General features: G+C 66.4%; 28 protein-coding genes. 17 read left to right on the top strand and 11 right to left on the bottom strand.

The window, feature by feature from the left end:
• Positions 1 to 463: 463 nt before the first annotated feature.
• Positions 464 to 904, bottom strand: a complete 441-nt coding sequence (locus BRAS3809_RS25900; protein WP_008964982.1) for a hypothetical protein — start codon at positions 902 to 904, stop codon at positions 464 to 466.
• A gap of 308 nt (positions 905 to 1212) precedes the next feature.
• On the opposite strand from BRAS3809_RS25900, the gene BRAS3809_RS25895 reads away from it, so the two are divergent.
• From BRAS3809_RS25895 to BRAS3809_RS25885, 3 genes are all read left to right on the top strand, one after another.
• The gene (locus BRAS3809_RS25895; protein ID WP_008964981.1) at positions 1213 to 1467 is read left to right on the top strand and encodes a hypothetical protein; all 255 of its coding nucleotides are present in this window, start codon (positions 1213 to 1215) and stop codon (positions 1465 to 1467) included.
• Positions 1468 to 1704: 237 nt separating this feature from the next.
• Complete coding sequence (locus tag BRAS3809_RS25890) at positions 1705 to 1974, top strand: helix-turn-helix domain-containing protein (RefSeq protein ID WP_008964980.1); 270 nt, start codon at positions 1705 to 1707, stop codon at positions 1972 to 1974.
• A 161-nt stretch (positions 1975 to 2135) separates the two neighbouring features.
• On the top strand, positions 2136 to 2696 hold the full coding sequence (locus tag BRAS3809_RS25885; protein WP_008964979.1) for a collagen-like protein: 561 nt from the start codon (positions 2136 to 2138) through the stop codon (positions 2694 to 2696).
• Positions 2697 to 2734: 38 nt separating this feature from the next.
• Here the strand turns inward: BRAS3809_RS25885 and BRAS3809_RS25880 are convergent, their stop codons facing one another.
• Complete coding sequence (locus BRAS3809_RS25880; RefSeq protein WP_008964978.1) at positions 2735 to 3007, bottom strand: DUF2277 domain-containing protein; 273 nt, start codon at positions 3005 to 3007, stop codon at positions 2735 to 2737.
• A gap of 93 nt (positions 3008 to 3100) precedes the next feature.
• Here BRAS3809_RS25880 and BRAS3809_RS25875 point away from each other — a divergent pair, with 93 nt between their 5' ends.
• From BRAS3809_RS25875 to BRAS3809_RS25845, 7 genes are all read left to right on the top strand, one after another.
• Positions 3101 to 4162: an alpha/beta fold hydrolase gene (locus tag BRAS3809_RS25875; RefSeq protein WP_008964977.1), complete on the top strand. Its 1062-nt coding sequence runs from the start codon at positions 3101 to 3103 to the stop codon at positions 4160 to 4162.
• Between the two features lie 43 nt (positions 4163 to 4205).
• A complete protein-coding gene (locus tag BRAS3809_RS25870; protein ID WP_240535768.1) occupies positions 4206 to 4550 on the top strand; it encodes a hypothetical protein in 345 nt (114 codons plus the stop codon).
• A gap of 24 nt (positions 4551 to 4574) precedes the next feature.
• Entirely contained in the window at positions 4575 to 4991 is a 417-nt protein-coding gene (locus tag BRAS3809_RS25865) for a DoxX family protein (RefSeq protein WP_008964975.1), read from the top strand.
• Positions 4992 to 5019: 28 nt separating this feature from the next.
• Complete coding sequence (locus BRAS3809_RS25860) at positions 5020 to 5625, top strand: pyridoxamine 5'-phosphate oxidase family protein (RefSeq protein ID WP_008964974.1); 606 nt, start codon at positions 5020 to 5022, stop codon at positions 5623 to 5625.
• A 163-nt stretch (positions 5626 to 5788) separates the two neighbouring features.
• Positions 5789 to 6916 carry an efflux RND transporter periplasmic adaptor subunit gene (locus tag BRAS3809_RS25855; RefSeq protein WP_008964973.1) on the top strand — a complete coding sequence of 376 codons (1128 nt, stop codon included), beginning with the start codon at positions 5789 to 5791 and terminating at the stop codon, positions 6914 to 6916.
• A complete protein-coding gene (locus BRAS3809_RS25850) occupies positions 6913 to 9990 on the top strand; it encodes an efflux RND transporter permease subunit (protein WP_008964972.1) in 3078 nt (1025 codons plus the stop codon). Before BRAS3809_RS25855 ends, BRAS3809_RS25850 begins: the two co-directional genes overlap by 4 nt.
• Positions 9987 to 10298, top strand: coding sequence for a DUF3240 family protein (locus tag BRAS3809_RS25845; protein WP_008964971.1), 312 nt, complete (start codon positions 9987 to 9989; stop codon positions 10296 to 10298). Before BRAS3809_RS25850 ends, BRAS3809_RS25845 begins: the two co-directional genes overlap by 4 nt.
• A gap of 101 nt (positions 10299 to 10399) precedes the next feature.
• Here the strand turns inward: BRAS3809_RS25845 and bfr are convergent, their stop codons facing one another.
• Positions 10400 to 10885, bottom strand: a complete 486-nt coding sequence (bfr, locus tag BRAS3809_RS25840; protein WP_008964970.1) for a bacterioferritin — start codon at positions 10883 to 10885, stop codon at positions 10400 to 10402.
• Between the two features lie 121 nt (positions 10886 to 11006).
• Entirely contained in the window at positions 11007 to 11291 is a 285-nt protein-coding gene (locus BRAS3809_RS25835) for a (2Fe-2S)-binding protein (RefSeq protein WP_035658591.1), read from the bottom strand.
• Between the two features lie 398 nt (positions 11292 to 11689).
• Here BRAS3809_RS25835 and BRAS3809_RS36815 point away from each other — a divergent pair, with 398 nt between their 5' ends.
• The 3 genes from BRAS3809_RS36815 to BRAS3809_RS25820 all read left to right on the top strand — a co-directional run bounded on the left by BRAS3809_RS36815 (position 11690) and on the right by BRAS3809_RS25820 (position 12733).
• Complete coding sequence (locus tag BRAS3809_RS36815) at positions 11690 to 11878, top strand: hypothetical protein (protein WP_170323328.1); 189 nt, start codon at positions 11690 to 11692, stop codon at positions 11876 to 11878.
• A 13-nt stretch (positions 11879 to 11891) separates the two neighbouring features.
• On the top strand, positions 11892 to 12230 hold the full coding sequence (locus BRAS3809_RS25825; RefSeq protein ID WP_008964968.1) for a hypothetical protein: 339 nt from the start codon (positions 11892 to 11894) through the stop codon (positions 12228 to 12230).
• 221 nt (positions 12231 to 12451) lie between these two features.
• Positions 12452 to 12733 (top strand): hypothetical protein, encoded by a 282-nt coding sequence (locus tag BRAS3809_RS25820; protein WP_008964967.1) that lies wholly within the window; start codon positions 12452 to 12454, stop codon positions 12731 to 12733.
• Between the two features lie 96 nt (positions 12734 to 12829).
• Here BRAS3809_RS25820 and BRAS3809_RS25815 read toward each other — a convergent pair whose 3' ends face one another.
• Complete coding sequence (locus BRAS3809_RS25815; protein ID WP_008964966.1) at positions 12830 to 14059, bottom strand: lytic murein transglycosylase; 1230 nt, start codon at positions 14057 to 14059, stop codon at positions 12830 to 12832.
• 87 nt (positions 14060 to 14146) lie between these two features.
• Between BRAS3809_RS25815 and BRAS3809_RS25810 the strand changes: the two genes are divergently transcribed.
• Positions 14147 to 14617 (top strand): hypothetical protein, encoded by a 471-nt coding sequence (locus BRAS3809_RS25810; RefSeq protein WP_035658588.1) that lies wholly within the window; start codon positions 14147 to 14149, stop codon positions 14615 to 14617.
• Here BRAS3809_RS25810 and BRAS3809_RS25805 read toward each other — a convergent pair.
• Positions 14614 to 15195: a TIGR00645 family protein gene (locus tag BRAS3809_RS25805; RefSeq protein ID WP_008964964.1), complete on the bottom strand. Its 582-nt coding sequence runs from the start codon at positions 15193 to 15195 to the stop codon at positions 14614 to 14616. The two genes, BRAS3809_RS25810 and BRAS3809_RS25805, sit on opposite strands and share 4 nt — an antisense overlap.
• A gap of 139 nt (positions 15196 to 15334) precedes the next feature.
• Complete coding sequence (gene ettA, locus BRAS3809_RS25800; RefSeq protein ID WP_008964963.1) at positions 15335 to 16984, bottom strand: energy-dependent translational throttle protein EttA; 1650 nt, start codon at positions 16982 to 16984, stop codon at positions 15335 to 15337.
• Positions 16985 to 17289: 305 nt separating this feature from the next.
• Here ettA and BRAS3809_RS25795 point away from each other — a divergent pair, with 305 nt between their 5' ends.
• Complete coding sequence (locus BRAS3809_RS25795; RefSeq protein ID WP_008964962.1) at positions 17290 to 17508, top strand: hypothetical protein; 219 nt, start codon at positions 17290 to 17292, stop codon at positions 17506 to 17508.
• 107 nt (positions 17509 to 17615) lie between these two features.
• Positions 17616 to 18578 carry a D-2-hydroxyacid dehydrogenase family protein gene (locus BRAS3809_RS25790; RefSeq protein WP_008964961.1) on the top strand — a complete coding sequence of 321 codons (963 nt, stop codon included), beginning with the start codon at positions 17616 to 17618 and terminating at the stop codon, positions 18576 to 18578.
• 61 nt (positions 18579 to 18639) lie between these two features.
• On the opposite strand, the gene BRAS3809_RS25785 is transcribed toward BRAS3809_RS25790, so the two are convergent.
• Positions 18640 to 19881, bottom strand: a complete 1242-nt coding sequence (locus tag BRAS3809_RS25785; protein WP_008964960.1) for a L,D-transpeptidase family protein — start codon at positions 19879 to 19881, stop codon at positions 18640 to 18642.
• Positions 19882 to 20245: 364 nt separating this feature from the next.
• On the opposite strand from BRAS3809_RS25785, the gene BRAS3809_RS25780 reads away from it, so the two are divergent.
• Entirely contained in the window at positions 20246 to 21238 is a 993-nt protein-coding gene (locus tag BRAS3809_RS25780) for a hypothetical protein (protein ID WP_008964959.1), read from the top strand.
• Positions 21239 to 21247: 9 nt separating this feature from the next.
• On the opposite strand, the gene sseA is transcribed toward BRAS3809_RS25780, so the two are convergent.
• From sseA to BRAS3809_RS25765, 3 genes are all read right to left on the bottom strand, one after another.
• Positions 21248 to 22105, bottom strand: a complete 858-nt coding sequence (gene sseA / locus BRAS3809_RS25775) for a 3-mercaptopyruvate sulfurtransferase (RefSeq protein ID WP_008964958.1) — start codon at positions 22103 to 22105, stop codon at positions 21248 to 21250.
• 109 nt (positions 22106 to 22214) lie between these two features.
• On the bottom strand, positions 22215 to 22628 hold the full coding sequence (locus BRAS3809_RS25770; protein ID WP_008964957.1) for a rhodanese-like domain-containing protein: 414 nt from the start codon (positions 22626 to 22628) through the stop codon (positions 22215 to 22217).
• A 129-nt stretch (positions 22629 to 22757) separates the two neighbouring features.
• Positions 22758 to 23933 (bottom strand): vWA domain-containing protein, encoded by a 1176-nt coding sequence (locus BRAS3809_RS25765; RefSeq protein WP_008964956.1) that lies wholly within the window; start codon positions 23931 to 23933, stop codon positions 22758 to 22760.
• Positions 23934 to 23961 lie beyond the last annotated feature (28 nt).

The raw sequence follows: 23961 nt of genomic DNA, 5'->3' as shown, positions 1-23961 counted from the left end.
GGGCGATGCTGTGACGGCTCGCGCGGGCGATGGGGGCAAGAACGCCGATCCCCAGGGAGAGCACGAAGGACACCGTTCAAACCAATCGCGCGGGGAAGGCCGGGATGTCCCAGCCGAACCTGTGGTGACTGCCGCCTGCTTTTTTTCTGCAGGCGGGCCATGGGGGCGGCAGGCTCCCGGCCTTCTCCGCGCCCTCTCGTCATTCAGAGGGACATGATCGAGGCATCACCCGGGCACGTCGTGCCGCGGGAATGCGATGACGTGTCTAGCGGCCGTGTGGTGGGGAGGTGCGAGCCAAGCCCTTGCTGTCGTCCCGGCCTTGAGCCGGGACCCAGAACCCCAGGGAGAAGTTTGAGGCACGATGCCCGATCGATCTCGCCCAGCCACAGCCGCCGCGGCGTATGGATCCCGGCTCGAGGCCGGGACGACAGTCTTGTTAGTTGCGAGATCAGCGATACCGCAACTACCTGATCGTGATCGCCAGGCCCGACAGGTCGACATTGGCCAGCAGGCCGACCTGCTCGCCCGAGAGCTCCAGCACGGCGCCCTTCTGGTTGGTCAGCACGATGCCGCGCACGCCGCGGCCCACCGCGAGGCCGGCGCCGGCGGCGCCGTAGACGCCCTCGACATCCGACGGACGCCAGATGTTGCTGACGCGGCCGCGCAGCACGGTGCGCGAGCCGCCGAACACGAGGCCGTAGTCGATGCCGCCGGTCGACAGCGGATAGGCGCGGCCGTGGAAATTCAGCACGCCGCTGCCGCCGGAGCCGCCGATGATCCATCCCGCCTTGTAGATGGTCAGCGTGATGAAGCCGCCATCGGCGCGCGCCGTGGCCGGCAGCATGGCGCCGGTCGCGGCCACGAGCGCCACCAACAGACCGCGAAGCGAGGATGAAATTTTCATGGACGAAGTCTCCAGCGAGGTGAATGGGGAGCGCGCGAACTCAAGGTATTTCGATGGCCACGCCTCACGATCGTGCCCACCAAGCGAATCGATCGGGCCGAATTTAGCCGTTTGCGCGGCAGCGTGCATGCGCCGCCGCCAGTGTGTTCGAAATGCCGCCATTGCGGCGCACGGCGCGCGATCGAACCGGTTCCCGGGAGGTCGACACCAAGGGGTCGCCGGGCGCAAGGCCCGGTCCGGCCGGCCCGCGCGCCATGCGGCACGAGGACGGCGCATCATCCATGCAAGTCATTTGAGGAGCCTTACTGATGAAACGCATTTCGCTGTTGTGTGCCACCGCCGCGATTGCCGCGGCCGCGCTGACCGCCGCGAGCCCTGCCGGCGCGTCGCCCTACCATCTGATCCGCTGGAACGACACCGGCTTCTGCCAGGTGTGGGACAATGGCGTGCCGACCAGGCCGTGGCCCGCGAACTATCAGTCGATCAGCACGTCGGTGCCGAGCCTGATCGAGGTGCTGGCGATGAAGGAGCACCTGCTGCGCCACGGCCATTGCAGGTTCTGACCGCCCTCGCCGATCGACGCCGGACGGAGGGGCCCCGCTCCTCCGTCCAAATTCGTCCAGACCCGCGCGAAACCAAGGCGATTTCGGGGTATTTGGCCGCGAAAGGCCGCCCGCAGGCCGATGTTAAGGCCCCGTTAACCTTGTCGGACCACGGTCGTTTACGGGCTGGATGTTCAGTTGGTCTCGATGTTTTCGCGCCGTCTCGAGTTGCGGCGCGGGCGTTGATCGGGAGGAGTTATGTCGCAAGAGTTGTCAGCCGATGCCGCAAGTCCCTCACTCGTACCCCTCGTCATGCCACCGCCGCCGTCTGCGGCGGAGGTTCTGCCGCTGTTGATCGGCACGCCGCTGTCGGAGATCGAGCGCGAGCTCATCGTCCAGACACTGGCCCGCTGCAACGGCAATCGCACCCATGCCGCACGGCTGCTCGGAATGCCCGTGCGCACCTTGCGGAACAAGATCCGCAGCTACACGGCCGACGGCATCGCGGTGCCGGCCTATTCGGCCTGACCCAATCGCGGCCACGCGGTCTCCCATCGCGTGGAACTCATCAGGATGCGAAGCCGATTGATGTTGATCAGTCGGCCTCGCAGCCCTCCTGCAATTGCTGCGATCATCGCCGCTCTGTTACGCTTCGCTGCGAATCAGAGGTTTGTAGCGGAGTTGTGGGAGTGGCGAAGAATCCGGCCGGACGCGGCCTGCAGGGCCCCGTGGGTCCACGAGGCCCGCAAGGGCAGCCCGGGCGGCGCGGGCCCGATGGTCAGCGCGGCAAGCCGGGCCCCGATGGCAAGCCCGGTGCGCAGGGCAAGCCGGGCCTTCAAGGCAAGCCAGGTCCACAGGGCCCCCGCGGCGAGCAAGGTCCGCCCGGCAAGCCCGGACCCGAGGGGCCGCAAGGTCCGCGTGGCGAACAGGGACCGCCGGGCACGCTGCCGACGATCGATCAGCTGATGCCCTGGCTCGAGCAGATCTTCGCCGCTTATGACGACTACAAGCGCAACCGGGATCGCGAGGCGCATGAGCGCGATGCACAGCTGATCGCCGTGCGCGACATCTTCGCCGCCACCCAGCATGACGAGGCGCTCGAAGAGGCGTTCGAGGACGACGATCCGCACGAGATCGACGTTCCCAAGAAGAAAAAGAAGAAGCACAAGAAAAAGAAGAAGAAGCACGGCAAGCACGACCAAGACGAGGGACGCGACGAGGGACACGACGAGGACGATCTGGGCTTCTGAGGCCCGCATGTCCTGCCGGTCAGCGGAGCGTGCCGGCCTCAGGTCTTGCCGAACCGGATCGCGGAGCGCTCGCGTGCCTTGGCCGCCTCGACCTCGCGGTCCCTGGGCGGCGCCTGGGTCTGCAGCGAGGTCAGCAGCCGCCGCGCGGCGTCGGCGACCTCCTCGACTGCACGTGCGAAGGCGGCCTCGTTGGCCTGCGACGGCGCATTGAAGCCGGAGAGCTTGCGCACGAATTGCAGCGCAGAAGCCTGGATCTCCGCCTCGGTGGCCGGCGGCTCGAAATTGAACAGGGTCTTGATGTTGCGGCACATGGCGGGGCCAATCCGGTGCTGAAACAGATCGTCGCACGTGCTATCATGCGCGCGACGCGGTCGCAAAGAGCCGCGCATTTGCAGGGGAAACACATGCTTCGACCGTTTGCCGCCGCTGTCGCCGTCTTGCTGGTCTTGAGTGCGCCATCCCGCGCCGCGGACTATCCCGCACCGAAGCAGGGCGACGTCGTTCTCAAGGATTTCAAGTTCCACACCGGCGAGACCATGCCGGAGCTGAAGCTGCACTACACCACCGTCGGCGAGCCGACCGGCCAGCCGGTGCTGGTGCTGCACGGCACCGGCGGCTCCGGCGCGAGCATGCTGGTGGCGCCGTTCGCCGGCGAGTTGTTCGGCAAGGACCAGCCGCTCGACGCCGCCAAGTACTACATCATCATCCCCGACAGCATCGGCCACGGCAAATCGTCAAAACCGTCCGACGGGCTGAAGACCAAATTTCCGGCCTATGACTATGCCGACATGGTCGACGCGCAGCACCGGCTGCTGACCGAGGGGCTGGGCATCAAGCACGTGCGGATGATCATCGGCAACTCGATGGGCGGCATGCACAGCTGGGTCTGGGCGACGCGCTATCCGGATTTCATGGACATCGCGGTGCCGATGGCCTCGCAGCCGACCGAGATGGCGGCGCGCAACTGGATGCTGCGCCGGATCATGCTGGAGACGATCCGCAACGATCCCGACTACAATGGCGGCAACTACACGGCCCAGCCGCGCATGATGAAATATGCTGTGGCGGCCTATGGCACGGCGACGGCAGGCGGCACCATCGCCTATCAGCTCGCGGCTCCGACGGCGGCCAAGGCCGACAAGATGGTCGATGAGCGACTCGCCCAGCCGGTCCCGAGCGATGCCAACGACTTCCTCTATCAGTGGGAGTCCTCGCACGACTACAATCCCTCGGCCGATCTCGACAAGATCAAGGCCACCGTGCTGTTGATCAACTCGGCCGATGACGAGCGCAATCCGCCGGAGACGAACGTGACCGCGGAGGCGATGAAGCGCGTCAAGGACGGCAAGGTGCTGCTGATCCCGGCCTCGGCCGAGACGCGCGGCCATCTGACCACCGGCAGTGCGAAGTTCTACGCCGAGGCGCTGCGCGAGCTGCTGGCCACGGCGCCGCAGCGCGGCATGTAGGCCCAAGAAGGAGTCGTAGATGCGCGGGATCGTGCTGGCCACCATGATGCTCGGCTCCCTGGTGCTCGGGTCCCTGGCCCCTGCCCCCGTCGCGCGCGCCATCGACAACGGCCAGTTCGAGAACGTGCCGCCTGACGTGCGCGCCTGGTTCAAGAGCGTGATCGCCCCGAACGGCGTGCCCTGCTGCGACGTCTCAGACGGCCACCGCACCGCCTATGACGTGCGCAACGGCACCTATTGGGTGCCGATCGAGGGACGCTGGATGGCGGTGCCGGAGCGCGCCATCATCCGCGACCGCGGCAATCCGGTCGGCGAGGCCGTGGTGTGGTACGTCCATCACCGCGGCGACATCATCATCAGCTGCTTCGTGCCGGCCGATGCGGTGTGAGAGGTCGGCCATTGGAACCGGTGCATGACGGAGCGCTTGCGCGACGACACGACCCGCGCGGTCATGCGCTGGGTGATGGCGCTGTTCTATGTGGCCGCAGGCGCAGCGCATCTGGCGATCCCCGAGCCGTTCCTGCGGATCACGCCCTCCTTCGTCCCGTTCGCCCCGCAGGTCATTTTGCTGACCGGGCTGTGCGAGCTCGCCGGCGCCGTCGCGCTGGTCACGAGGCCGCTGCGGCGCTGGGCGGGGATCGGGCTCGCGGCCTATGCGATCTGCGTCTGGCCGGCGAATTTCAAGCATGCGATCGACGGCATCGACCTGCCTTTTCTCGGCAGCAGCTGGCTGTATCATGGCCCGCGCCTGGCGTTTCAGCCGGTGCTGGTGTGGTGGGCGCTGTACAGTGCGGGGCTGATCGACTGGCCGTGGCAGCGCAAGGCCTAGAGCAGACGACGCCGACAGGAGGCGCACCGTGAGCGACCCGACCAATCCCGATCTCGCCGCGATCTATCCGCCGCCGAATGAGCGCGTGATCGCAAAGGTGCGGCCGTCGCTCGACGCCCACAGCCGGAAGTTCATTGCGATGTCGCCGTTCTGCGTGATCGCGACGTCGGGCACGGAGGGCAGCGTCGATGCCTCCCCCCGCGGCGGCCATCCCGGCTTCGTCCATATCGACGGCGACCGACGCCTGCTGCTGCCGGACCGCCCCGGCAACAACCGGCTCGACACGCTCCGCAACGTCTCCGACGGCTCCGGCCAGGTGCAGCTGATCTTCTTCGTGCCCGGCATCAACGAGACCCTGCGCGTTGGCGGCACGGCCTCGCTGTCGACCTCGCCGGAGCTGCTGGCCAGGCTGCAGGAGTTCGGCAAGCCGCCGCGCTCGGTGCTCGTGATCGAGGTGCAGGAGATCTACTTCCACTGCGGCAAGGCGATCATGCGCTCGAAGCTGTGGTCGGCCGAGGCGCAGGTGCCGCGCTCGGCGATGCCGAGCATCGGCGAGATCATCCACGATCAGACCGCGCTCGGCACGCCGGAGCCGCAGGAGGTGACCGACGCGCGCTGGCGCGACCAGCTCTGAGATTGCGACCTACTCGCAAACTCACGTCAGCTTCGAGTCATCTTGCCTCGTCCATCAGTGGCGCGCTCGCGGTCGCGAGCCCACATCTTGATGCAGCTCAGCGATCGCGCGAGCGACCTGAACTAGTTCATGACGTCGTTGAAGCTGGAAACCATCTCGACCGATGCCCGCGCCCCTCCTTGCCGCCCGCCTCCTGTCGCACCGCCGTTTGGCGGGCGCACTGCTCCTGATCGCCGCCTCCGCGATGTCATCCGCCGCGGCGGCCGAGGATGTGAAGCTCACGCCAGCGCAGGCGCAGAACCTCGGCATCCGCGTCACGCATCCGGTCTCGAGCCGGAACGACACGACGCTGCCCTACCCCGCGCAGATCGTGATCCCGACGCCGCAATTATGGGTGGTCAGCGCACCGGTGTCCGGCATGGTCACCAACCTCGCGGTCGCGCGCGGCGATCGCGTCAGCGTCGCGCAGCCGCTGCTGACGCTCGAGAGCCCAAGCTATGTGTCGCTGCAGCGCGAGTATCTTCATGCGCTGGCCCAGGAGGATCTCGCCCTGCAGCAGCTGAAGCGCAATTCCGACCTGTTCGAGGGCAAGGCGATCCCGCAGCGGGTGCTGGAATCGAGCCAGGCCGAGGCGCGCCAGGCCAGCATCCTGGTCGCCGAGCGGCGCCAGATGCTGCGTCTCAGCGGCCTCTCGGACAAGGGCATGGGGCGCCTGACCGATGAAGCAGCGATCAGCGCGACGCTGACCGTCAGCGCGCCGCAGGCGGCCTCCGTGGTCGACATCATGGTGTCGCCGGGGCAGCGCATGGAGCAGGCCGCGCCGCTGGTGAAGCTCGCCAGGCTGTCGCCGCTCTGGGCCGAGATCGCGATCCCGGCCACCAATATCGCCGCCATCAAGACCGGCGCGCGGGTCGACATCGAGGGCTATGCGACGCCGGGCCGCGTCATCCTGGTGTCCGAGACGACCGACGCGGCGACCCAGACGATCCTCGTCCGCGCCGAGATCCCCAACACCGGCGAGCTGCATTCCGGACAGACCGCGGCGGCGCGCATCGGCTTCATCTCCGCCGGCGAGAGCGCCTGGGAGATCCCGTATAGCGGCCTGGTCCGGCGCGGCGAGCAGACCTCGATCTTCGTCGCGATCGACGGCGGTTTCCGGCAGGTCCCTGTCACGCTGCTCGCGGAGGACCAGGACCACGTCGTGGTGTCCGGGCCGGTCTCCGACAAGGACGAGGTGGCGATCGGCGGCATCTCGGCGCTGCGCGGCATTCTCTCGCGGCTGGGTCAATGATGCTGCGGCGGCTGGTCGCCTTTGCACTGTCGCAACGGCTGTTCGTGATGCTCGGCGTGCTGCTGCTGGTCGGCGCCGCAGCCGTGTTCCTGCCGAGCCTGCCGATCGACGCCTTCCCGGACGTCTCCCCGGTCCAGGTCAAGGTCATCATGAAGGCGCCCGGGCTGACGCCCGAGGAGGTCGAGCAGCGCATCACGGTGCCGATCGAGCTCGAACTGCTCGGCCTGCCCAACAAGAAGATCCTGCGTACCACCACCAAATACGCGCTCGCCGACATCACCGTCGATTTCGAGGACGGCACCGACATCTACTGGGCGCGCAACCAGGTCTCGGAGCGGCTGTCGAACGTCTCGCGCGACTTTCCCGATGGCGTCAGCGGCGGCCTCGCCCCGATCACGAGCCCGCTCGGCGAGATGTTCATGTTCACGATCGAGAGCCCGGAGCTGTCGCTCGCCGAGCGGCGCAGCCTGCTCGACTGGGTGATCCGGCCGGCACTGCGCACCGTGCCCGGCGTTGCCGACGTCAATTCGCTGGGCGGGTTTGTCCGCGCCTTCGAGATCGTGCCACGCAACGATGCGCTGGCGGCGCGCGGCATCTCCTATGAGCTGTTCCGAAAGGCGATCGAAGCCAACAGCCGCAATGACGGCGCAGGCCGCGTCAACCAGGGCGAGGACAGCGCGCTGGTGCGCATCGAGGGCAGCATCCGCAGCATCGACGACATCAAGGCGATCGTCGTCGACACCCGGGACAACATCCCGATCCGCGTCAGCGACGTGGCCCGGGTGCGGATCGGCGCGCTGACCCGCTATGGCGCGGTCACGACCGACGGCAAGGGCGAGACGGTCGAGGGGCTCGTGCTGGGGCTGCGCGGCGCCAATGCCGGACAGCTCGTGCGCGACGTGCGCGCGCGGCTGGAAGAGCTGAAGCCGTCACTGCCGTCGAGCGTCACCATCAACGTGTTCTACGACCGCAGCCGGCTGGTCAACCGCGCCGTCGGCACGGTGGTGCGGGCGCTGGGCGAGGCCACCGTGCTGGTCGTGGTGCTGCTGCTGCTGTTCCTCGGCAACTGGCGCGCCTCGCTGGTCATCGCGCTCAGCCTGCCGCTCGCGATCGCGATCGCGCTGCTGGTGATGCGTGCCGTCGGGATGTCGGCCAATTTGATGAGCCTGGGCGGCCTTGCGATCGCGATCGGCATGCTGATCGATGCGCTCGTGGTCGTGGTCGAGAACATCGTCGGCAATCTCGGCCGGCACGAGTCCGGCAAGGCCACGCCCCTGGTCCACATCGTCTACCGCTCGGTCTGCGAGGTGCTGCAGCCGGTGGCCTCCGGCGTCCTGATCATCATCATCGTGTTCGTGCCGCTGCTGACGCTGCAGGGGCTGGAAGGCAAGCTCTTCATTCCTGTTGCGCTCGCGATCATCTTTGCCCTGGCGGCCTCCCTGCTGCTCGCGCTGACGGTGCTTCCGGTCGCCACCTCGTTCGCGTTGACATCTGCCTCTCATGAGGATCCGCTGCTGATCCGCACGGCCCAGCGCCTCTACGCGCCCGCGCTCGGCTGGGCGCTCGACAACGAGCGCAAGGTGATCGTGGTCGCGCTGCTCGGCCTCGCGGCGGCCGGCTACGGCTACACCCAGCTCGGCAAGACGTTCATGCCGACCATGGACGAAGGCGACGTCATCGTGAGCGTCGAGACGCTGCCCTCGGTCAATCTCGACGAATCCCTGGCCATCAATGCCCGGCTGCAGACCGCGCTGATGAAGGTCCCCGACATTGCCGGGATCATCGCCCGCACCGGCTCGGACGAGCTCGGCCTGGATCCCATGGGGCCCAACCAGACCGATACGTTCCTGGTGCTCAAGCCGGCCGACCAGCGCCAGACGGAAAGCCGGGACGCGCTGCTGCAGAAGCTGCGCGACGTGCTGACGGATTTTCCGGGCATCTCGCTGAGCTTCACTCAGCCGATCGACATGCGCGTGCAGGAGATGATCAGCGGCGTGCGCGGCGACGTCGCCGTGAAGATATTCGGCCCCGATATCGCTACGCTCAACGACATCGCAGCGAAGCTCTCGACGATCCTGTCGCGCATCGATGGCGCGGAGGACGTCTACACGACCTTGAACGAGGGCGCGCAATACTACACGGTCACGGTCAACCGGCTGGAGGCCGGCCGCCTGGGTCTCACCGTGGATTCGATCGCCAACTCGCTGCGCACGCAGATCGAAGGTCGGATGATCGGCACCGCGCTGGAAAACGGACGGCGGACGCCGATCCTGGTCCGCGGCAGCGAGACCACGCGCGAGGCGCCGACCCTGCTGGCGATGCTGCCGCTGACGGTGGCCGCCGGACAGCACGTCGCTCTGTCGCAGGTCGCGCGCATCCAGCGCGTCGACGGCCCGGTCAAGATCGACCGCGAGGACGGCAACCGCATGAGCGTGGTGCGCAGCAATGTCCGGGGCCGCGACATGGTGGGATTCGTCGAGGCCGCTCAGCAGAAGGTCGCGTCGGAGCTGCCACTGCCGGCCGGCTACCGGCTGACCTGGGGCGGTCAGTTCGAGAACCAGCAGCGCGCCGCCGCGCGGCTCTCCGTCGTGGTGCCGGTTGCGATCGGGCTGATCTTCGTGCTGCTGTTCACCACCTTCGGCTCCGTGCGTCAGGCGCTGCTGGTGCTCGTCAACATTCCGTTCGCTCTGATCGGCGGCGTGTTCGCGCTGGTCTCGACCGGAGAATATCTTTCGGTTCCGGCCTCCGTCGGCTTCATCGCGCTGCTCGGCATCGCGGTGCTGAACGGCGTCGTGCTGGTCTCTCATTTCAATCAGCTGCGGAGCCACGGATTGTCCGAGCAGCGCATCGTCGTCGAAGGCGCGCGGCGCCGGCTGCGTCCGGTGCTGATGACGGCGAGCATCACCGCGCTGGGCCTGATCCCGCTGCTGTTCGCCACCGGGCCGGGCTCAGAGGTCCAGCGGCCGCTGGCCATCGTCGTGATCGGCGGCCTGCTGTCGTCGACTCTGCTGACGCTCATCCTGCTGCCGATCCTGTACCGCCGCTACGGCGCCGCGAAGAAGGAGGCGGCATGACCTTTCAAGCAGCGTGCCTGACGCTGATCGTGCCGCGCGAGCTGCGCGAGGAGCTGTTCGACTACATCAACGAGCAGTCGGATCTGGTCACTGGCTTCACGGCCCTGGAAGCCGCCGGGCATGGCGCACGCGTTCGGCTGCGGACGCCCGCGGAGCAGGTCAAGGGACATGCCGACGCGGTCGCTGTTTCGATCGTGCTGCAGGAGAAGGATGTCGAGCGGCTGCTGGAGCGGCTCAGGAGCGCGTTCGCCGGAACGAAGCTCGTCTATTGGGCGGTGCCCGTGACGGCCTTCGGCAGCATCGACTGATACTTGCCCGCCGCTCTCGGCGCTCGCAATTCGGGCGGTCGATTCAAGGACTGGTCCGCAGCCTCGAATCGACCTCGCCCGGAGGGAGGATCGCCGCCTTCTCAGTGCTCGCTCTCGAGGCCGCCGACGTGCTTCTGGGTGTAGAGTTCGAGGCCGATGCGGCCGATCAGATCGAGCTGGGTCTCGAGGAAGTCGATGTGATGCTCCTCGTCCTTCATCAGTTGCTCGAACAGGTCGCGCGACACGTAGTCCTTGACGCCGTGGCAGTAGGTTGCGGCCTCCTGATACAGCGTCCGCGCGGCGATCTCGGCGGCGAGGTCGCACTCGATGATCTCCTTGACGTTCTGGCCGATGCGCAGGGGATCGAGCACCTGCATGTTCGGAAAGCCGTCCAGGAAGAGGATGCGGTCGGTGAACTTGTCGGCGTGCTCCATCTCCTCGATGGATTCCTTGCGCCAGACCTTGGCCATCTCGAGAAGGCCCCAGTTGTTCAGCAGGCGATAGTGCAGCCAATACTGGTTGATGGCAGTCAGCTCGCTGCGCAATCCCTTGTTTAGATATTCGATGACCTTGGGGTCGCCCTGCATAGATAAGCTCCGAAAGAGTTAGAGGCCGCAGGCGCTCAATAACAGGTTCGAAGTGCCGAGACGACCCCCGTGCATGTGCATTTTTGGGGCGCAAGCAGGCGAGAATGAAGGCAGGCGCCGCTCAGCAGGCGGCGAGCGCGAACCGGCTCTGCAGGTCTTCGTCAGCCATCTGAACCGACGCGTGAGCATGGGTGTGGGCGTGCTGGCAACCCGCCTGACAGGCGCGGGCGCACGGGCCGAGAGCTTCGTCGATGATCGTCTTGATGGTGCGCGCACACCGACCGCATTCCGCGCTGCAGCCAAGGCAGCCATAGACCTGCTTGGGGCTCCGCGGCAATTCGTCCGCGGAGGTCACGGCCTTGCGAATGTCGTGATCGCTGATGACGTTACAGGAACAAACAATCATGAGAAACCGGCCAATCGTCCTTGGTCAGCTATCGATAGTCACCAGCCCCGACCCGCGCAAAGGGAAAACGGCGCTTTTGAAGCTATTCCAATCTCACGCGCACACTAGAACCAATCTAACTAAGTGATCTTGCTGCAGATCAAAGTCGCTCGCGATAACCCCCAAGGAATTGGCCGGCCTAGTCGCCTCCCCCGTCGCCTCCCCCATCCCCACCGCTGTCGCCTCCACTGTCGATCGGGTTTCCCATGACATCCGTCGCGGTATTGCTGAACCAGCCAGAGGAGGCAGCGGAGTCCCATGGCGAGGAGCCGCCGGAATCCGAACTGGAGGGATCGATGCCGCCTCGCCGTCCTTTCCAATCCACAACAACCAGCAGCACATAGCAGACGCCTGCCGCCATGCAGATCGCCACCGCGATGATCAAAGCGCCAGGCATGTACGCTCCGGATTTCGACGTTTTGTGCACCGCAGCATTGAACGCCCCCTCGGCATGGGCCGTCCAATGGACGCGCCCGTTCATTGATCATTCAAGCGGGATGTGGGAACGTATCGCATCGACCGATGCGCCGTCTGCCGACGTGGACTGAGAAAGGTGAGGTCATGAAGAGAACTCTTGCGGCCCTGGCCGCCGTCGCGACCCTGTCGAGTGCAGCGCTGGCGCCTGCTCCGGCAGAAGCGCGCAATGGTCGTGTCGCCGCCGGCGTTGCGGCCGGATTGATTGGCGGAGCCCTCATTGGTGGCGCCATCGCGGCGGGCAGCAATCCCTATTATTACGGCCCCGGCTATTCCTACTCCCCCGGCTACGCCTACGGCCCGGGCTACTCCTACTATGGCGGTCCCGCCTACGTGGCCGATCCCGGCTATGCCTGCTACTGGCAGCGCCAACGCTTCTGGGATGGCTATGGCTGGAGAGTTCGCCGCGTGCGCGTTTGCGAGTGAACGTTCACCTTCATTAATTCCATGACCTTGCACCAGAAATTCGGATAGGCCGGCCACCTTGGCCAGAAAAAACCGTTTTTCGGTCGCATGGGGTCAGCGAGGGTTTACGATGGGTTGACGGATTGTCGTGTTTTCTCACGATGCTGACATCCCCTCGGTCGAGCGTAAAACATTCACCCACCCGGCGCCTGCTTCGGCGCTTCCCCAGGAGATCTTGGACCATGAAGAAGATCCTGACCGCAGTGCTTGCGGTTGCGACAATCGCCGGTTCGCTGAGCGTGACCGCTCCGGCCGCCAAGGCTGGCGACGTCGGCGCCGGCGTGGCTGCCGGCCTGATCGGCGGCGCCCTGATCGGCGGCGCGATCGCCTCCAGCCGTCCCGCCTATGGCGGCCCGGTTTACGTCGAAGCCCCCCCGCCGGGCCCGCCGCCGTGCGTGTGGCGCCGCGAGCGCTATTGGGATGGCTACGGCTGGGTGTCCCGCCCGGTTCGCGTCTGCTACTGATTCGAACACGCATCTCGGATGCGGCAAGAGCCCGGCCCTGCGGCCGGGCTTTTTGCTGCCTGCACCCGGCCAACGGCACCGCGCCACCGAATACCGTCAGTGCGCAGCGTTGATCGCCTGCAGCACCGTCGCGCTCGGCCAGCAATCGACCTTCAGGCCGGCCTTCTTCTGAAACGTGCCGAGCGCGGCGCGGGTCTGCATGCCGGCCTTGCCGTCGAGCTTGTCCGCATAGAGGCCGAGCCGCGTGAGCCCCTTCTGCATCGCCTCGACATCCATGCTCCGGAGCTGCTGAGACGCCGACCAGGGGGTGGCGAAGCCGGCCGGGCTGGTCATGCGGTCGGCCAGATGGCCGACGAACAGCACGTAGAGGTCGGAGAAATTGTATTCCTTGATGACGAAGTAGTTCGCCGTCGTCAGAAATGCCGGGCCATAGATTCCCTCCGGTTGCAACAGGGAGGCCGGCTGCTGCTGCTCCGCGCTGCCCAGCCGCTGGCCGCGCACCGGCACGAAGCCCGCCCGCAGCCATTCAGCGATCGGCTTCTTCACCTCGGGCACGCCCATCGTGCAATCGACATTGGCCGGCGGCTTGACCTCATAGGCCCAGCGTACGCCGCTCTGCCAGCCCTTGTTGGCAAGCTGCTTGGCCGCCGAGCCCAGCGCATCCGGCACCGAGTGCCAGAGATCGACCTTGCCGTCGCCGTCGAGATCGATGCCGTGCTTGTAGTACTCCGACGGCAGGAACTGAGTCAGGCCGACCGCGCCGCCCCATGACGCCCTGAGATCGCGCCGCGACACCGCGCCGTCGCTCAGCATCTTCAGCGCCATGATGAACTCGGTGCGGTACTGCTCCTTGCGGCGGCCGACATAGGCCTGCGTTGCGAGCACGCGCAGCGCGTCATAAGGCAGCGCGTAGCGGCCGAAATCGGTCTCGCGGCCCCAGATCGCCAGCACGATCGGCCCGGGCACGCCGAAGCGGCGCTCGATCTCGGCGAGCGCCGGACGATATTGCTGGATCAACGTCTGGCCATGCGCGGCCAGCCGCGCGATCGAGGCTTCCTTGATGTAGTCGGCCGGCACCTGCACGAACTCGGCCTGCGCCGGGGCGCCGGTCGCGGGGCGGCCGGGCAGCATCAGATCGGGGAGCTTGTAGTCGGGCTCGAGACCGCGCGTTTCGGTCTCGAACGTTGCGCGCGAGACGCCCTGCTCCTTGGCCTCGGGCCAGAGCGAAGCAACGAACTGCGTGAAGGCGGCATCAGCGGCACGGGCGGCTGACGGCACGAAGAGCAGCAGGAAAACGCAAACGAAGAAGCGGCTCGTCACACCCATTGCAGCTTGCCTCCGCGTCGGTCCTAAACGACCATCAAGTCGATCGTGAGTCGGCCGCAACCGTCGTCGAATCAGACACGAGCGTCAATGTTCCTCCCCAAAACCGACGTGAAACATGACCCCGTTCGACGCTGGCATCGACCGGATCGCCAGTTCTTCGCAAATGGCGCCTGTCATATTCTGGCCTACGCGTTTCTCGAACGGCATCCGGACCTTGGATTTCGCGCGAGATGGATCAAGCCGGCAAAGGGACAAGTTGGAAACCACATCTACGTCACGGACCAGCACAACGCCTTTGATTATCACGGCCTGACCACAGAAAGCGCACTTCTTGCGCTGATGTTCCGGCGGGCTCGCCGCTTCTTCCCCGGCTGGCAAGCCTCGCTCGTGGACCTTCCGATCGATGTCCTGATCTCGGAATCCCGCTCCCGCGAGATCGATGGGCTCTGGCTGCGCGAGCCACACCAGTTTCTTCACAATGCCCTACCCCGCGCGCGGCGCTTTCTCGATCGAGATGGCGACATTCCGCATCGGCTGAAAGCGCGCCGCTTGGCCTAATGCCCCGCCGCCTGCTTCGCCTCCTCGACCGCGGCGTTCGACAGCTTGTCGACCATGGCGATGCCGATTGCGGAGAGAATGAACACCGTGTGGATGATGGTCTGCCACATCACGCCGGTCTCGGTGTAGGTCGACTTGCCCGAGGACAGTGCGCCGGCCTCGATGAACGTCCGCAGCAGATGGATCGAGGAGATGCCGATGATCGCCATCGCCAGCTTGATCTTGAGCACGCTGGCGTTGACGTGGCTGAGCCATTCCGGCTCGTCGGGATGCCCTTGCAGATTGAGCCGCGACACGAAGGTCTCGTAGCCACCGACGATCACCATCACCAGCAGGTTCGAAATCATCACCACGTCGATCAGGCCGAGCACCGCGAGCATGATCTGCTGCTCGGAGAAATCGAAGGCGTGGGCGAACAGGTGCCAGAGCTCCTTCAGGAACAGCACCACATAGACGCCCTGCGCGATGATCAGCCCGACATAGAGCGGCAGCTGCAGCCAGCGCGAGCCGAAGATCATCATGGGAATGGGGCGCAGCGCACCGCCCTTGGAGGACAGGGTCGCGTCGGATGAAGACATGATGGAGGATCTCGCGGCTGGGATGGGATTGCGGATCATCTATCTACGCAATCGCAGCACGCGGAAAAGCGACACTGGGTCGCAGCGAGGGCGCGACGCTTTGTCCCGGAGCCGAGACAGCGTCGCGCCTTCGCAAGAGTCAGCGGGTCAGCTTCTTGTACTTGACCCGGTGCGGGATCACGCTGTCCTGGCCGAGCCGGCGCATCTTGTCCTTCTCGTAGTCCTGGAAGTTGCCCTCGAACCATTCGACATGGCTGTCGCCCTCGAAGGCCAGCATGTGGGTCGCGATGCGGTCGAGGAACCAGCGATCGTGGCTGATGATGACGGCGCAGCCGGCGAAATCCTCCAGCGCCTCTTCGAGCGCGCGCAAGGTGTCGACATCGAGGTCGTTGGTCGGCTCGTCGAGCAGCAGGACATTGGCGCCGGACTTCAGCATCTTGGCGAGGTGAACGCGGTTGCGTTCACCGCCGGAGAGCGCGCCGACCTTCTTCTGCTGGTCGGCGCCCTTGAAGTTGAACGACGAGCAGTAGCCGCGCGAGTTCACTTCCTTCTTGCCGAGCAGGATCAGCTCGTTGCCGCCGGAGATCTCCTCCCACACCGTCTTGTTGCCGTCGAGCGCGTCGCGCGACTGGTCGACATAGCCGAGATGCACGGTCTCGCCGACGGTGATGGTGCCGGCGTCGGGCTTCTCCTGCCCAGTGATCATGCGGAACAGCGTGGTCTTGCCGGCGCCGTTCGGGCCGATCACGCCGACGATGCCGCCGGGCGGCAGCTTGAAGGTGAGATTGTCGATCAGCAGGCGGTCGCCGAAGCTCTTCGAGAGCCCCTCGAAATCGACGACGTTCTGGCCGAGCCGCTCGGCGACGGGAATGATGATCTGCGCGGTCTGGGTCTGCTTCTCGCTGGCCTTCTTGAGCAGCTCCTCGTAGCGCTGGTAGCGCGCCTTGGACTTGGCCTGACGGGCCTTCGGCGAGGCCGCGATCCACTCCTGCTCGCGCGCCAAAGTGCGCTGATGCGCGGCCTCCTCGCGGCCCTCCTGCTCCAGCCGCTTCTGCTTCTGCTGCAGCCAGGACGAGTAGTTGCCTTCGTAGGGGATACCGCGGCCGCGGTCGAGCTCGAGGATCCAGCTGGTCACGTTGTCGAGGAAGTAGCGGTCGTGGGTGACGATCAGGATCGCGCCGGGATAGTTGCGCAGATGGCCTTCCAGCCAGGACACCGACTCGGCGTCGAGATGGTTGGTCGGCTCGTCGAGCAGCAGCAGGTCGGGCTGATCGAGCAGCAGCCGGCACAGCGCGACGCGGCGGCGCTCACCGCCGGACAGCTTGGTGACGTCGGCATCGTCGGCCGGGCAGCGCAACGCGTCCATCGCCTGGTCGACCTTGCTGTCGAGATCCCACAGGCCCTGGGCCTCGATCTCGTCCTGCAGCTTGGTCATCTCGTCGGCGGTTTCCTCGGAGTAGTTCATCGCCAGCTCGTTGTAGCGATCGAGGATCGCCTTCTGCTTGGCGACGCCCTGCATCACGTTCTCGCGCACCGAGAGCTTCGGATCGAGCTGCGGCTCCTGCTCGAGATAGCCGACGCGGGCGCCGTCGGCGACCCAGGCCTCGCCGGTGTACTCCTTGTCGAGGCCTGCCATGATCTTGAGCAGGGTCGACTTGCCCGAGCCGTTGACGCCGAGCACGCCGATCTTGGCGTCGGGATAGAACGACAAATGGATGTTATCGAGCACCTTGCGGGTCGGGTAGGCCTTGGACAGGCCCTGCATGAAGTAGACGAACTGGCGCGCCATCGCGTGTCCCTCGAAACCTGCCGGAATTTTTCGGAAAATGGTTGCCGCTGATGTAACCGCGCGGTCCCCAAAGGGCAACCGGCGAGGCGGCCCTTGGCGGCGACAATCACCGGGAGAATTGGCCGCAGAACCGGCCTGATCTCCGCCGCCGGACACGGACGATTACGGGTCCGTCACCATGTGTGCGGTCGATCACGACAATTGCAACCATCTTTTAATTAATTCGGCGGGACACTCGGTCTCGGCCCGCAAGAACCGCGCGCCCAAGCGGCTCAAGCCGCGACCGACAACAGCGAGAGCCCGTCATGGCAACCCTCACGTCAGCCTCCCTGCCCGCAGCAGCGGCAGAACGCCCGAATCGATCCGGCCTGCTCGACGACATCAAGGGCTTCTGGCGCGAGTTCGTCGCGCGCGCGTTCAATCCGTACCGGCCGGAATTGCACTACATGCGCGGCCCCGGACCGGCGTGGCGGGCCAAATATGGCGATGACGCCGCGTTCCGTCTCAAGGCCGACCTCGACTGATCTTGAGCGGCGCCCGGCTTGCGCCGTCCGCGCTTTGCGCGCAACGATGACATCCATTCGCCCGGGCGACCTCGCGTCGCCGTTCCCGCCCCGAATGGATTTGACCGATGACGCGGCTGCGCTGTGCAATCCTCGATGACTATTATGACACGGCCCTGTCGCTGGCCGACTGGCCCCTTCTGGCTGAACGCGTCGATGTGACCGCCTTCACCCATCCCTTCGCCGGAGAAGATGCGGCGGCTGCCGCCCTGGCCGATGTCGACATCATCTGCGCGATGCGCGAGCGGACGCCGTTTCCGCGCAGCCTGATCGAGCGGCTGCCGAAGCTGAAGCTGCTGATCACCTCGGGCATGCGCAATGCCGCCATCGACACCGAAACCGCCAAGGCGCGCGGCATCGTCGTTTGCGGCACGCAATATGGCCGCGATCCCACGGCGCCCCTGACCATGGGCCTGATCCTGGAACTGACCCGCAAGATCGGCCAGGAGAACGCCCGAATGCACGCAGGAGAGCCGTGGCAGGCGCTGGGCGGGGTCGAGATCGAGGGCCGGACGCTCGGCGTCATCGGGCTCGGCAAGCTCGGCAGCAAGGTCGCGGGGCTCGCCAAGGCGTTCGGCATGAAGGTGATCGCCTGGAGCCCCAATTTGACGCCGGAGCGCTGCCAGGACGCCGGCGTCGGCTATGCCAGCAAGGACGACCTGTTCGCGACCGCCGACATCATCACCATCCACGTCGTGCTCAGCGACCGCTCGCGCGGGCTGGTCGGCGCCGCCGACATTGCCCGGATGAAGTCCTCGGCCTATCTCGTCAATACCTCCAGGGCGCCGATCGTGGACGAGGCGGCGCTGCTGCAGGCCTTGCGTGAGAAGCGAATCGCCGGCGCCGGCCTCGACGTGTTCTCGGTCGAGCCGCTGCCGGTCGCGCATCCCTTGCGCGGGCTCGACAATGTCGTGCTGACCCCGCATCTCGGCTACGTCACCGAGGAGAGCTTTCGCGCCCATTACGGCCAGATGGTCGAGTGCATCGCGGCCTGGCTCGGCGGCGCCGAGCCGCCGCGACGGCTGGCCTGACCCTATCCCAACGCAAAACACCCTCCGCGAGGAGGGTGTTTGACGATCTATCGAAGCGTGGTCAGCGGATGGTGACCGGCGGCGGCAGCGGCTGCATCGCAGCCGGCTGAGCCGCTGGTACGTTGGCCTGGGCCTGCACCGGAGCCTGCGCGGCCGGCATCGGCGCGCCGTTGGCCGCGGCCGCCATGTTCTTGTTGGATCCCGCCGGGGCACCGCCCGGCATGACGACGACGCGGGTACCGACCTTGACGCGGTCGAACAGGTCGGAGACGTCCTCGTTCAGCATGCCGATGCAGCCGGAGGAAACGAACTTGCCGATCGTCGACGGCTGGTTGGTGCCGTGGATGCGGTAGACGGTCGAGCCGAGATACATCGCGCGGGCACCGAGCGGGTTGCCCGGACCACCGGCCATGAAGCGCGGCAGATAGGGCTGGCGCTCGATCATCTCGCTCGGCGGATACCAGTCCGGCCACTCGGTCTTCTTGGTGATCTTCTGCACGCCGGTCCAGGTGAAGCCTTCGCGGCCGACGCGGACGCCGTAGCGCATCGCCCGGCCATTGCCGAGCACCAGATAGAGGTAGGTGTTCGGCGTATCGACGACGATCGTCCCCGGCGGCTCCTTGGTGACGAAGTCGACCTCCTGGCGGCGCAGATTCGGCGGCAGCGGCGCCGGCGCGGCATCCGGCTGCTCCTCTGGCGGAAGCGCCGCGACGGTCATCGGCCGGTCGCCGGTGGGCGCCTGGGCGGTGCCCGGCACCGAGGACGTGCCCGCGACGGCTCCGGGCGGACGCGGCGCGCCGGCGTCGCCGCCAGCCGCGGCATTGCCGGAGGTGCCACCATAGACCTGCTGGCCGGCACCGGGGCGATCGGCATAGATCACCGGGGGCGGACCGGCCGGACGGCCGTAACGCGGATCATCCGGCGACATCACGGGACCGTTCGGCGCAGCGCCGTAGACCGGCGCCCCCGCCGGACGCCCATAGCGTGGATCGTCGGGCGACAAGACCGGGCCCGTCGGCGCGGCACCATAAACCGGAGCATGGGCCGGACGGCCATAACGCGGATCATCCGGCGACATCACCGGGCCGGGAGGCGGCAGCGCCGCCGAGTTACCGGGAGTGTCCTCGTCGTCCAGCGCATCGAAATCTGGGCCCTGGCCGCGCATGTCGGTCGGGTAAGGCGTTGGAGCAGGTGAATACGCACCGGGCGCCGTCTGATAGACCTGCTGTGCCTCGACAGACGAAGTTGCCGCCACGCCCGCTGCCGCGACCGCGCAAACCGTCAGGATTTGTCTGATCATCATTGCCCTTGCAGTATCCCCAAGCCGCCGATTGGGATCTTTGCTGTGCCAGATGGCCGAAGATAGCGGCGCATTCAAGACAAATCGGCCTGGTGCGCTCCCATTTCGGCAATTTGTGATCATGTCTCCGTCGTTGCACGGAAGTCTCACGCAGCCGAAAAAGTGCAGCGGAGCCGCCGCAGGCCGCATCCATGCCGCGATTTGCCGAGCGAGCCGGAACGCTTTCGGTATTCTGACTTCAGCCTGATTCGCGATGCACGGCAGAAGCCGGGCCCGTCGCGAACGCGGCCATTCCCTGTGATCACCGCGTTCCCTACTGGCTCGAATGTCTCGGCAGTCCCGCTGCTGTGGCGGAGAGTTCCCGTCAATGCTTCCCGGCTTTCGTTTCCTCGTCGCCGCGATCGTCTGCTCCATCTCTCTCACCATCTTCGGCATGGGCGCTGCTGCCCTGTTGCGTGCTGCCCATGAGCAGTTCGCCAGCAACTCGACCTGGCGCTCGGCACAGGCATCGGGCTTCACGACCTTCCTGCCGCCGGCGGAGCCGACGCCGGTTCTGGCCGTGCTGCGCGTCGAGCCGAGCCCGACGCAGCCGACACTCGCCGTCGAGCCTCCTCCGTCGGTGATCAGTCCGGCCGAGCCGCCGATCCAGCCGTCTGCGCCCGCGCCTGTCGCGGAAACGCCCGACACGACGCCTGTCGCGGAGGCCCCTGCCGTGCCGACGCCCTCGCTGCCGGCCGAGACCGTCGACACCACGACGGCGATCGTCGTCGCGAAAGCCGCCGTCACGCCTGACGACAGCGGCGACCGCGCCAAGCCCGAACCGGCGGGTTCTGACACGGCCTCTGCCACGGTCGAAAAGACAGCCGACAAGCCCAGGATGGACACGACGCCCGACATGGCCGCTCCGGCCGCCCTCGTCCCGTCGAGCGCCGCCGTTGCAGCCGCGGCGGCGCCCGCTCCTCAGGTCGTTGCCAGCGCCGATCCAGCGGCGGCTCCAGTGTCGTCGCCCTCTGCCGCGCCTGTTCCCGTCGCAGCCGTGCTCGATCCGATCGCCGCCAAGCTCGCCGCGTTGGCCGAACAGCCGGTCCATCAGGAACGTCCCGCCGCCGGCGAGCATCGCGCCTCGGTCAAGGTCGCCAGCGTCCAGTTGCGCCGGAGCGTCCTGAAGAAGCGACAGGCGCGGGAGAAGCAGCTTGCGGCGCGCCGCGCCAAGCAGCGGCGCTATGCGCAGCGGGTCCGGGCCGCCCGCGAGGCGGCGGCCCAGCAGCAGCAACAGCAGGCCTTCCCCGATCCGTTCGGGCAGCAGTTCGCGCAGCCGCAGGCGGTCGGCCAGCAGGCCGCTGGACCGCGCACGCGGTAGAGGCGACGATCAGGCCGGTCCGGTTGCGACCGGCGGGCCGTTCTCGACGCCCCATTCCGACCAGGAGCCGTCATAGAGCGCGGTGTCGCGGATACCGAGCCGGTAGAGCGCCAGGGTCAACACGGCCGCCGACACGCCCGAGCCGCACGAGGTCACGATCGGCTTTGCCAGATCGACGCCGGCTGAGCCGAACGCCTTGCGCAGGTCGTCCAGCGGCTTCATGACGCCGGTGGCGGCGTCGAACAGCTCCGCATAGGGCAGGTTACGGCTGCCGGGAATGTGCCCGGACCGCAGCCCCGGCCGCGGCTCCGCCACCTCGCCGGCAAAGCGCGGGGCCTGGCGGGCATCGATCACCTGCTCGGCTCCGGCCGCCAGGTTGGCGACCATCTGCTCGATCTTGCGCACGCGCGCGGCATCGAAGCTCGCGCTGTAGCGCCCTGCCACGGGCGTCACCTGGCCGCGATCGACCGGTCGTCCCTCGGCGACCCACTTCCTCAACCCGCCGTCCAGCACGCGCACGTCCTGGTGGCCGAACGACAGGAACATCCACCAGGCGCGCGGCGCGGCCACCCAGCCGCCGGCATCATAGACAACCACCGTGTCGCCATTGCTGACGCCGAGCCGGCCTGCGTCGCGGCCGAACTGCTCCGCGCTCGGATACATATGCGGCAGCGGGTTGGAGTGGTCGGAGACCTCGTCGACGTCGAAGAACACCGCGCCGGGAATGTGCGCGTTCAGATAGTCGTCCTTCGGCAGCGGCAGCACGCCGGGCATCTTGAAGGTGGCGTCGAGCACCTTGACGTGGGGATCGCCGAGATGCCCTGCGAGCCAGTCGGTGCTGACGAGCGGGTCGTGGGGAGTGGTCATCGCGAGGCTCCAGCGTCACTTTCAATTCATCATCGCCGGACTTGGTCCGGCGATCCATCTTGTTCAAGCGATGGACACGCGGGTCAAGCCCGCGTGCGACGAGTTGGGCTCAATCCTTCTTCTTTGGCGCCCATGCTTCGACGGGGCCACCGGCCTCGCGCCACGCGGCAAACCCGCCGCCGATATGGGCCACCGGCTTCAGGCCCATGTCCTGCGCCGTCTTGGCCGCGAGCGCCGAGCGCAGGCCGCCGGCGCAATGGAAGATGAACCGCTTGTCCTGCTGAAAGATCGGCTTGGCATAGGGGCTCTGCGGATCGATCCAGAACTCCAGCATGCCGCGGGTGCAGGAGAACGCACCGGGGATCCTGCCCTCGCGCTCGATCTCGCGGGGATCGCGGATGTCGACGATCACGACATCGTCGCCCCTGGCCGCCTCGATCGCCTCGGCCGCGGAGAGCGTCTCGATCTCTGAATTGGCCTCATCGATCAGCGCCTTGATGCCGCGGGTGATGGTCTGGGGCATGTCTCATGTCCTTCCAACGTCAGTCCGGGGCGATGGGACGCATCGAGCCAGAAACCTCGAGTTGATGGCGCCATGTCGAGATTCCGGGTTCGGTCGCTGGCGCGACCGCCCCGGAAGGACGGGGCAGTCCTACCGCACCAGCTCCTTCATCGCCGCTTCCAGACCCTCGATCGTGATCGGATACATGCGCTCGGAGAAGATGCGGCGGATGATGGTGGTGGACTCCGAATAGTCCCAGTGCTTCTGCGCCACCGGATTCAGCCACACCGTGTGCGGATAGGTCCGAATGATGCGATCGAGCCAGACCGAGCCCGGCTCCTCGTTGACGTGCTCGACCGAGCCCCCGGGCACCATGATCTCGTAAGGCGACATCGAGGCGTCGCCCACGAACACGACCTTGTAGTCGTGCGGATATTTGTGCAGCACGTCCCAGGTCGGCGTGCGGTCGGTGAAGCGCCGCTTGTTCTGCTTCCACACGCCCTCGTAAAGGCAGTTGTGGAAGTAGAAATATTCCATGTGCTTGAATTCGCTCTTGGCCGCCGAGAACAGCTCCTCGACCTGGGCGATGTGCGAATCCATCGAGCCGCCGATGTCGAAGAACACCAGCACCTTCACCGCATTGCGCCGCTCGGGCCGCATGTGGACGTCGAGATAGCCGTGATTGGCGGTCTCGCGGATCGTGGTGTCGAGATCGAGTTCGTCCGGCGCGCCGGTGCGGGCGAATTTGCGCAGGCGGCGCAATGCGACCTTGATGTTACGAATGCCGAGTTCGACATTGCCGTCGAGATCCTTGAACTCGCGGCGGTCCCACACCTTCACGGCCCGGTTGTTGCGGTTCTTCTCCTGGCCGATGCGGACGCCTTCGGGGTTGTAGCCATAGGCGCCGAACGGCGACGTGCCCGCCGTGCCGATCCACTTGTTGCCGCCCTGGTGGCGGCCCTTCTGCTCCTCGAGACGCTTCTTCAAGGTCTCCATGAGCTTGTCCCAGCCCATGGCCTCTATCTCTTTCTTCTCTTCCTCGGTGAGGTACTTCTCGGCGAGCTTCCTCAGCCATTCCTCGGGAATCTCGGCCTTCTCCATCGCATCGAGGAGATTCTCCAGCCCCTTGAAAACCGTGCCGAAGACGCGATCGAACTTGTCGAGATTGCGCTCGTCCTTCACCAGCGCCGTGCGCGACAGATAATAGAAATTCTCAACCGAATGCTCGGCGAGATCGGCGTCGACGGCCTGCATCAGCGTGAGATATTCACGCAAGGAGACCGGGACCTGCGCGTCGCGCAGTGCTGTGAAGAATTGCAGGAACATGCCCATTAGATCGCGCGGCCGGGAGGTC

The organism is Bradyrhizobium sp. STM 3809, from assembly GCF_000239795.1.
Classification (GTDB): Bacteria; Pseudomonadota; Alphaproteobacteria; order Rhizobiales; family Xanthobacteraceae; genus Bradyrhizobium.
Note: the sequence above shows the minus strand (reverse complement) of the source record. Positions and strands in the feature narration are given on the sequence as shown.

Excerpts from the sequence above, each read along its gene's own strand:
- BRAS3809_RS25900 (WP_008964982.1), bottom strand. The coding sequence starts at position 904 with ATGAAAATTTCATCCTCGCTTCGCGGTCTGTTGGTGGCGCTCGTGGCC.
- BRAS3809_RS25895 (WP_008964981.1), top strand. The coding sequence starts at position 1,213 with ATGAAACGCATTTCGCTGTTGTGTGCCACCGCCGCGATTGCCGCGGCC.
- BRAS3809_RS25890 (WP_008964980.1), top strand. The coding sequence starts at position 1,705 with ATGTCGCAAGAGTTGTCAGCCGATGCCGCAAGTCCCTCACTCGTACCC.
- BRAS3809_RS25880 (WP_008964978.1), bottom strand. The coding sequence starts at position 3,007 with ATGTGCCGCAACATCAAGACCCTGTTCAATTTCGAGCCGCCGGCCACC.
- BRAS3809_RS25875 (WP_008964977.1), top strand. The coding sequence starts at position 3,101 with ATGCTTCGACCGTTTGCCGCCGCTGTCGCCGTCTTGCTGGTCTTGAGT.
- BRAS3809_RS25870 (WP_240535768.1), top strand. The coding sequence starts at position 4,206 with ATGATGCTCGGCTCCCTGGTGCTCGGGTCCCTGGCCCCTGCCCCCGTC.
- BRAS3809_RS25865 (WP_008964975.1), top strand. The coding sequence starts at position 4,575 with ATGACGGAGCGCTTGCGCGACGACACGACCCGCGCGGTCATGCGCTGG.
- BRAS3809_RS25855 (WP_008964973.1), top strand. The coding sequence starts at position 5,789 with ATGCCCGCGCCCCTCCTTGCCGCCCGCCTCCTGTCGCACCGCCGTTTG.
- BRAS3809_RS25850 (WP_008964972.1), top strand. The coding sequence starts at position 6,913 with ATGATGCTGCGGCGGCTGGTCGCCTTTGCACTGTCGCAACGGCTGTTC.
- BRAS3809_RS25845 (WP_008964971.1), top strand. The coding sequence starts at position 9,987 with ATGACCTTTCAAGCAGCGTGCCTGACGCTGATCGTGCCGCGCGAGCTG.
- bfr (WP_008964970.1), bottom strand. The coding sequence starts at position 10,885 with ATGCAGGGCGACCCCAAGGTCATCGAATATCTAAACAAGGGATTGCGC.
- BRAS3809_RS25835 (WP_035658591.1), bottom strand. The coding sequence starts at position 11,291 with ATGATTGTTTGTTCCTGTAACGTCATCAGCGATCACGACATTCGCAAG.
- BRAS3809_RS36815 (WP_170323328.1), top strand. The coding sequence starts at position 11,690 with ATGCAGATCGCCACCGCGATGATCAAAGCGCCAGGCATGTACGCTCCG.
- BRAS3809_RS25825 (WP_008964968.1), top strand. The coding sequence starts at position 11,892 with ATGAAGAGAACTCTTGCGGCCCTGGCCGCCGTCGCGACCCTGTCGAGT.
- BRAS3809_RS25820 (WP_008964967.1), top strand. The coding sequence starts at position 12,452 with ATGAAGAAGATCCTGACCGCAGTGCTTGCGGTTGCGACAATCGCCGGT.
- BRAS3809_RS25815 (WP_008964966.1), bottom strand. The coding sequence starts at position 14,059 with ATGGGTGTGACGAGCCGCTTCTTCGTTTGCGTTTTCCTGCTGCTCTTC.
- BRAS3809_RS25810 (WP_035658588.1), top strand. The coding sequence starts at position 14,147 with ATGTTCCTCCCCAAAACCGACGTGAAACATGACCCCGTTCGACGCTGG.
- BRAS3809_RS25805 (WP_008964964.1), bottom strand. The coding sequence starts at position 15,195 with ATGTCTTCATCCGACGCGACCCTGTCCTCCAAGGGCGGTGCGCTGCGC.
- ettA (WP_008964963.1), bottom strand. The coding sequence starts at position 16,984 with ATGGCGCGCCAGTTCGTCTACTTCATGCAGGGCCTGTCCAAGGCCTAC.
- BRAS3809_RS25795 (WP_008964962.1), top strand. The coding sequence starts at position 17,290 with ATGGCAACCCTCACGTCAGCCTCCCTGCCCGCAGCAGCGGCAGAACGC.
- BRAS3809_RS25790 (WP_008964961.1), top strand. The coding sequence starts at position 17,616 with ATGACGCGGCTGCGCTGTGCAATCCTCGATGACTATTATGACACGGCC.
- BRAS3809_RS25785 (WP_008964960.1), bottom strand. The coding sequence starts at position 19,881 with ATGATGATCAGACAAATCCTGACGGTTTGCGCGGTCGCGGCAGCGGGC.
- BRAS3809_RS25780 (WP_008964959.1), top strand. The coding sequence starts at position 20,246 with ATGCTTCCCGGCTTTCGTTTCCTCGTCGCCGCGATCGTCTGCTCCATC.
- sseA (WP_008964958.1), bottom strand. The coding sequence starts at position 22,105 with ATGACCACTCCCCACGACCCGCTCGTCAGCACCGACTGGCTCGCAGGG.
- BRAS3809_RS25770 (WP_008964957.1), bottom strand. The coding sequence starts at position 22,628 with ATGCCCCAGACCATCACCCGCGGCATCAAGGCGCTGATCGATGAGGCC.
- BRAS3809_RS25765 (WP_008964956.1), bottom strand. The coding sequence starts at position 23,933 with ATGTTCCTGCAATTCTTCACAGCACTGCGCGACGCGCAGGTCCCGGTC.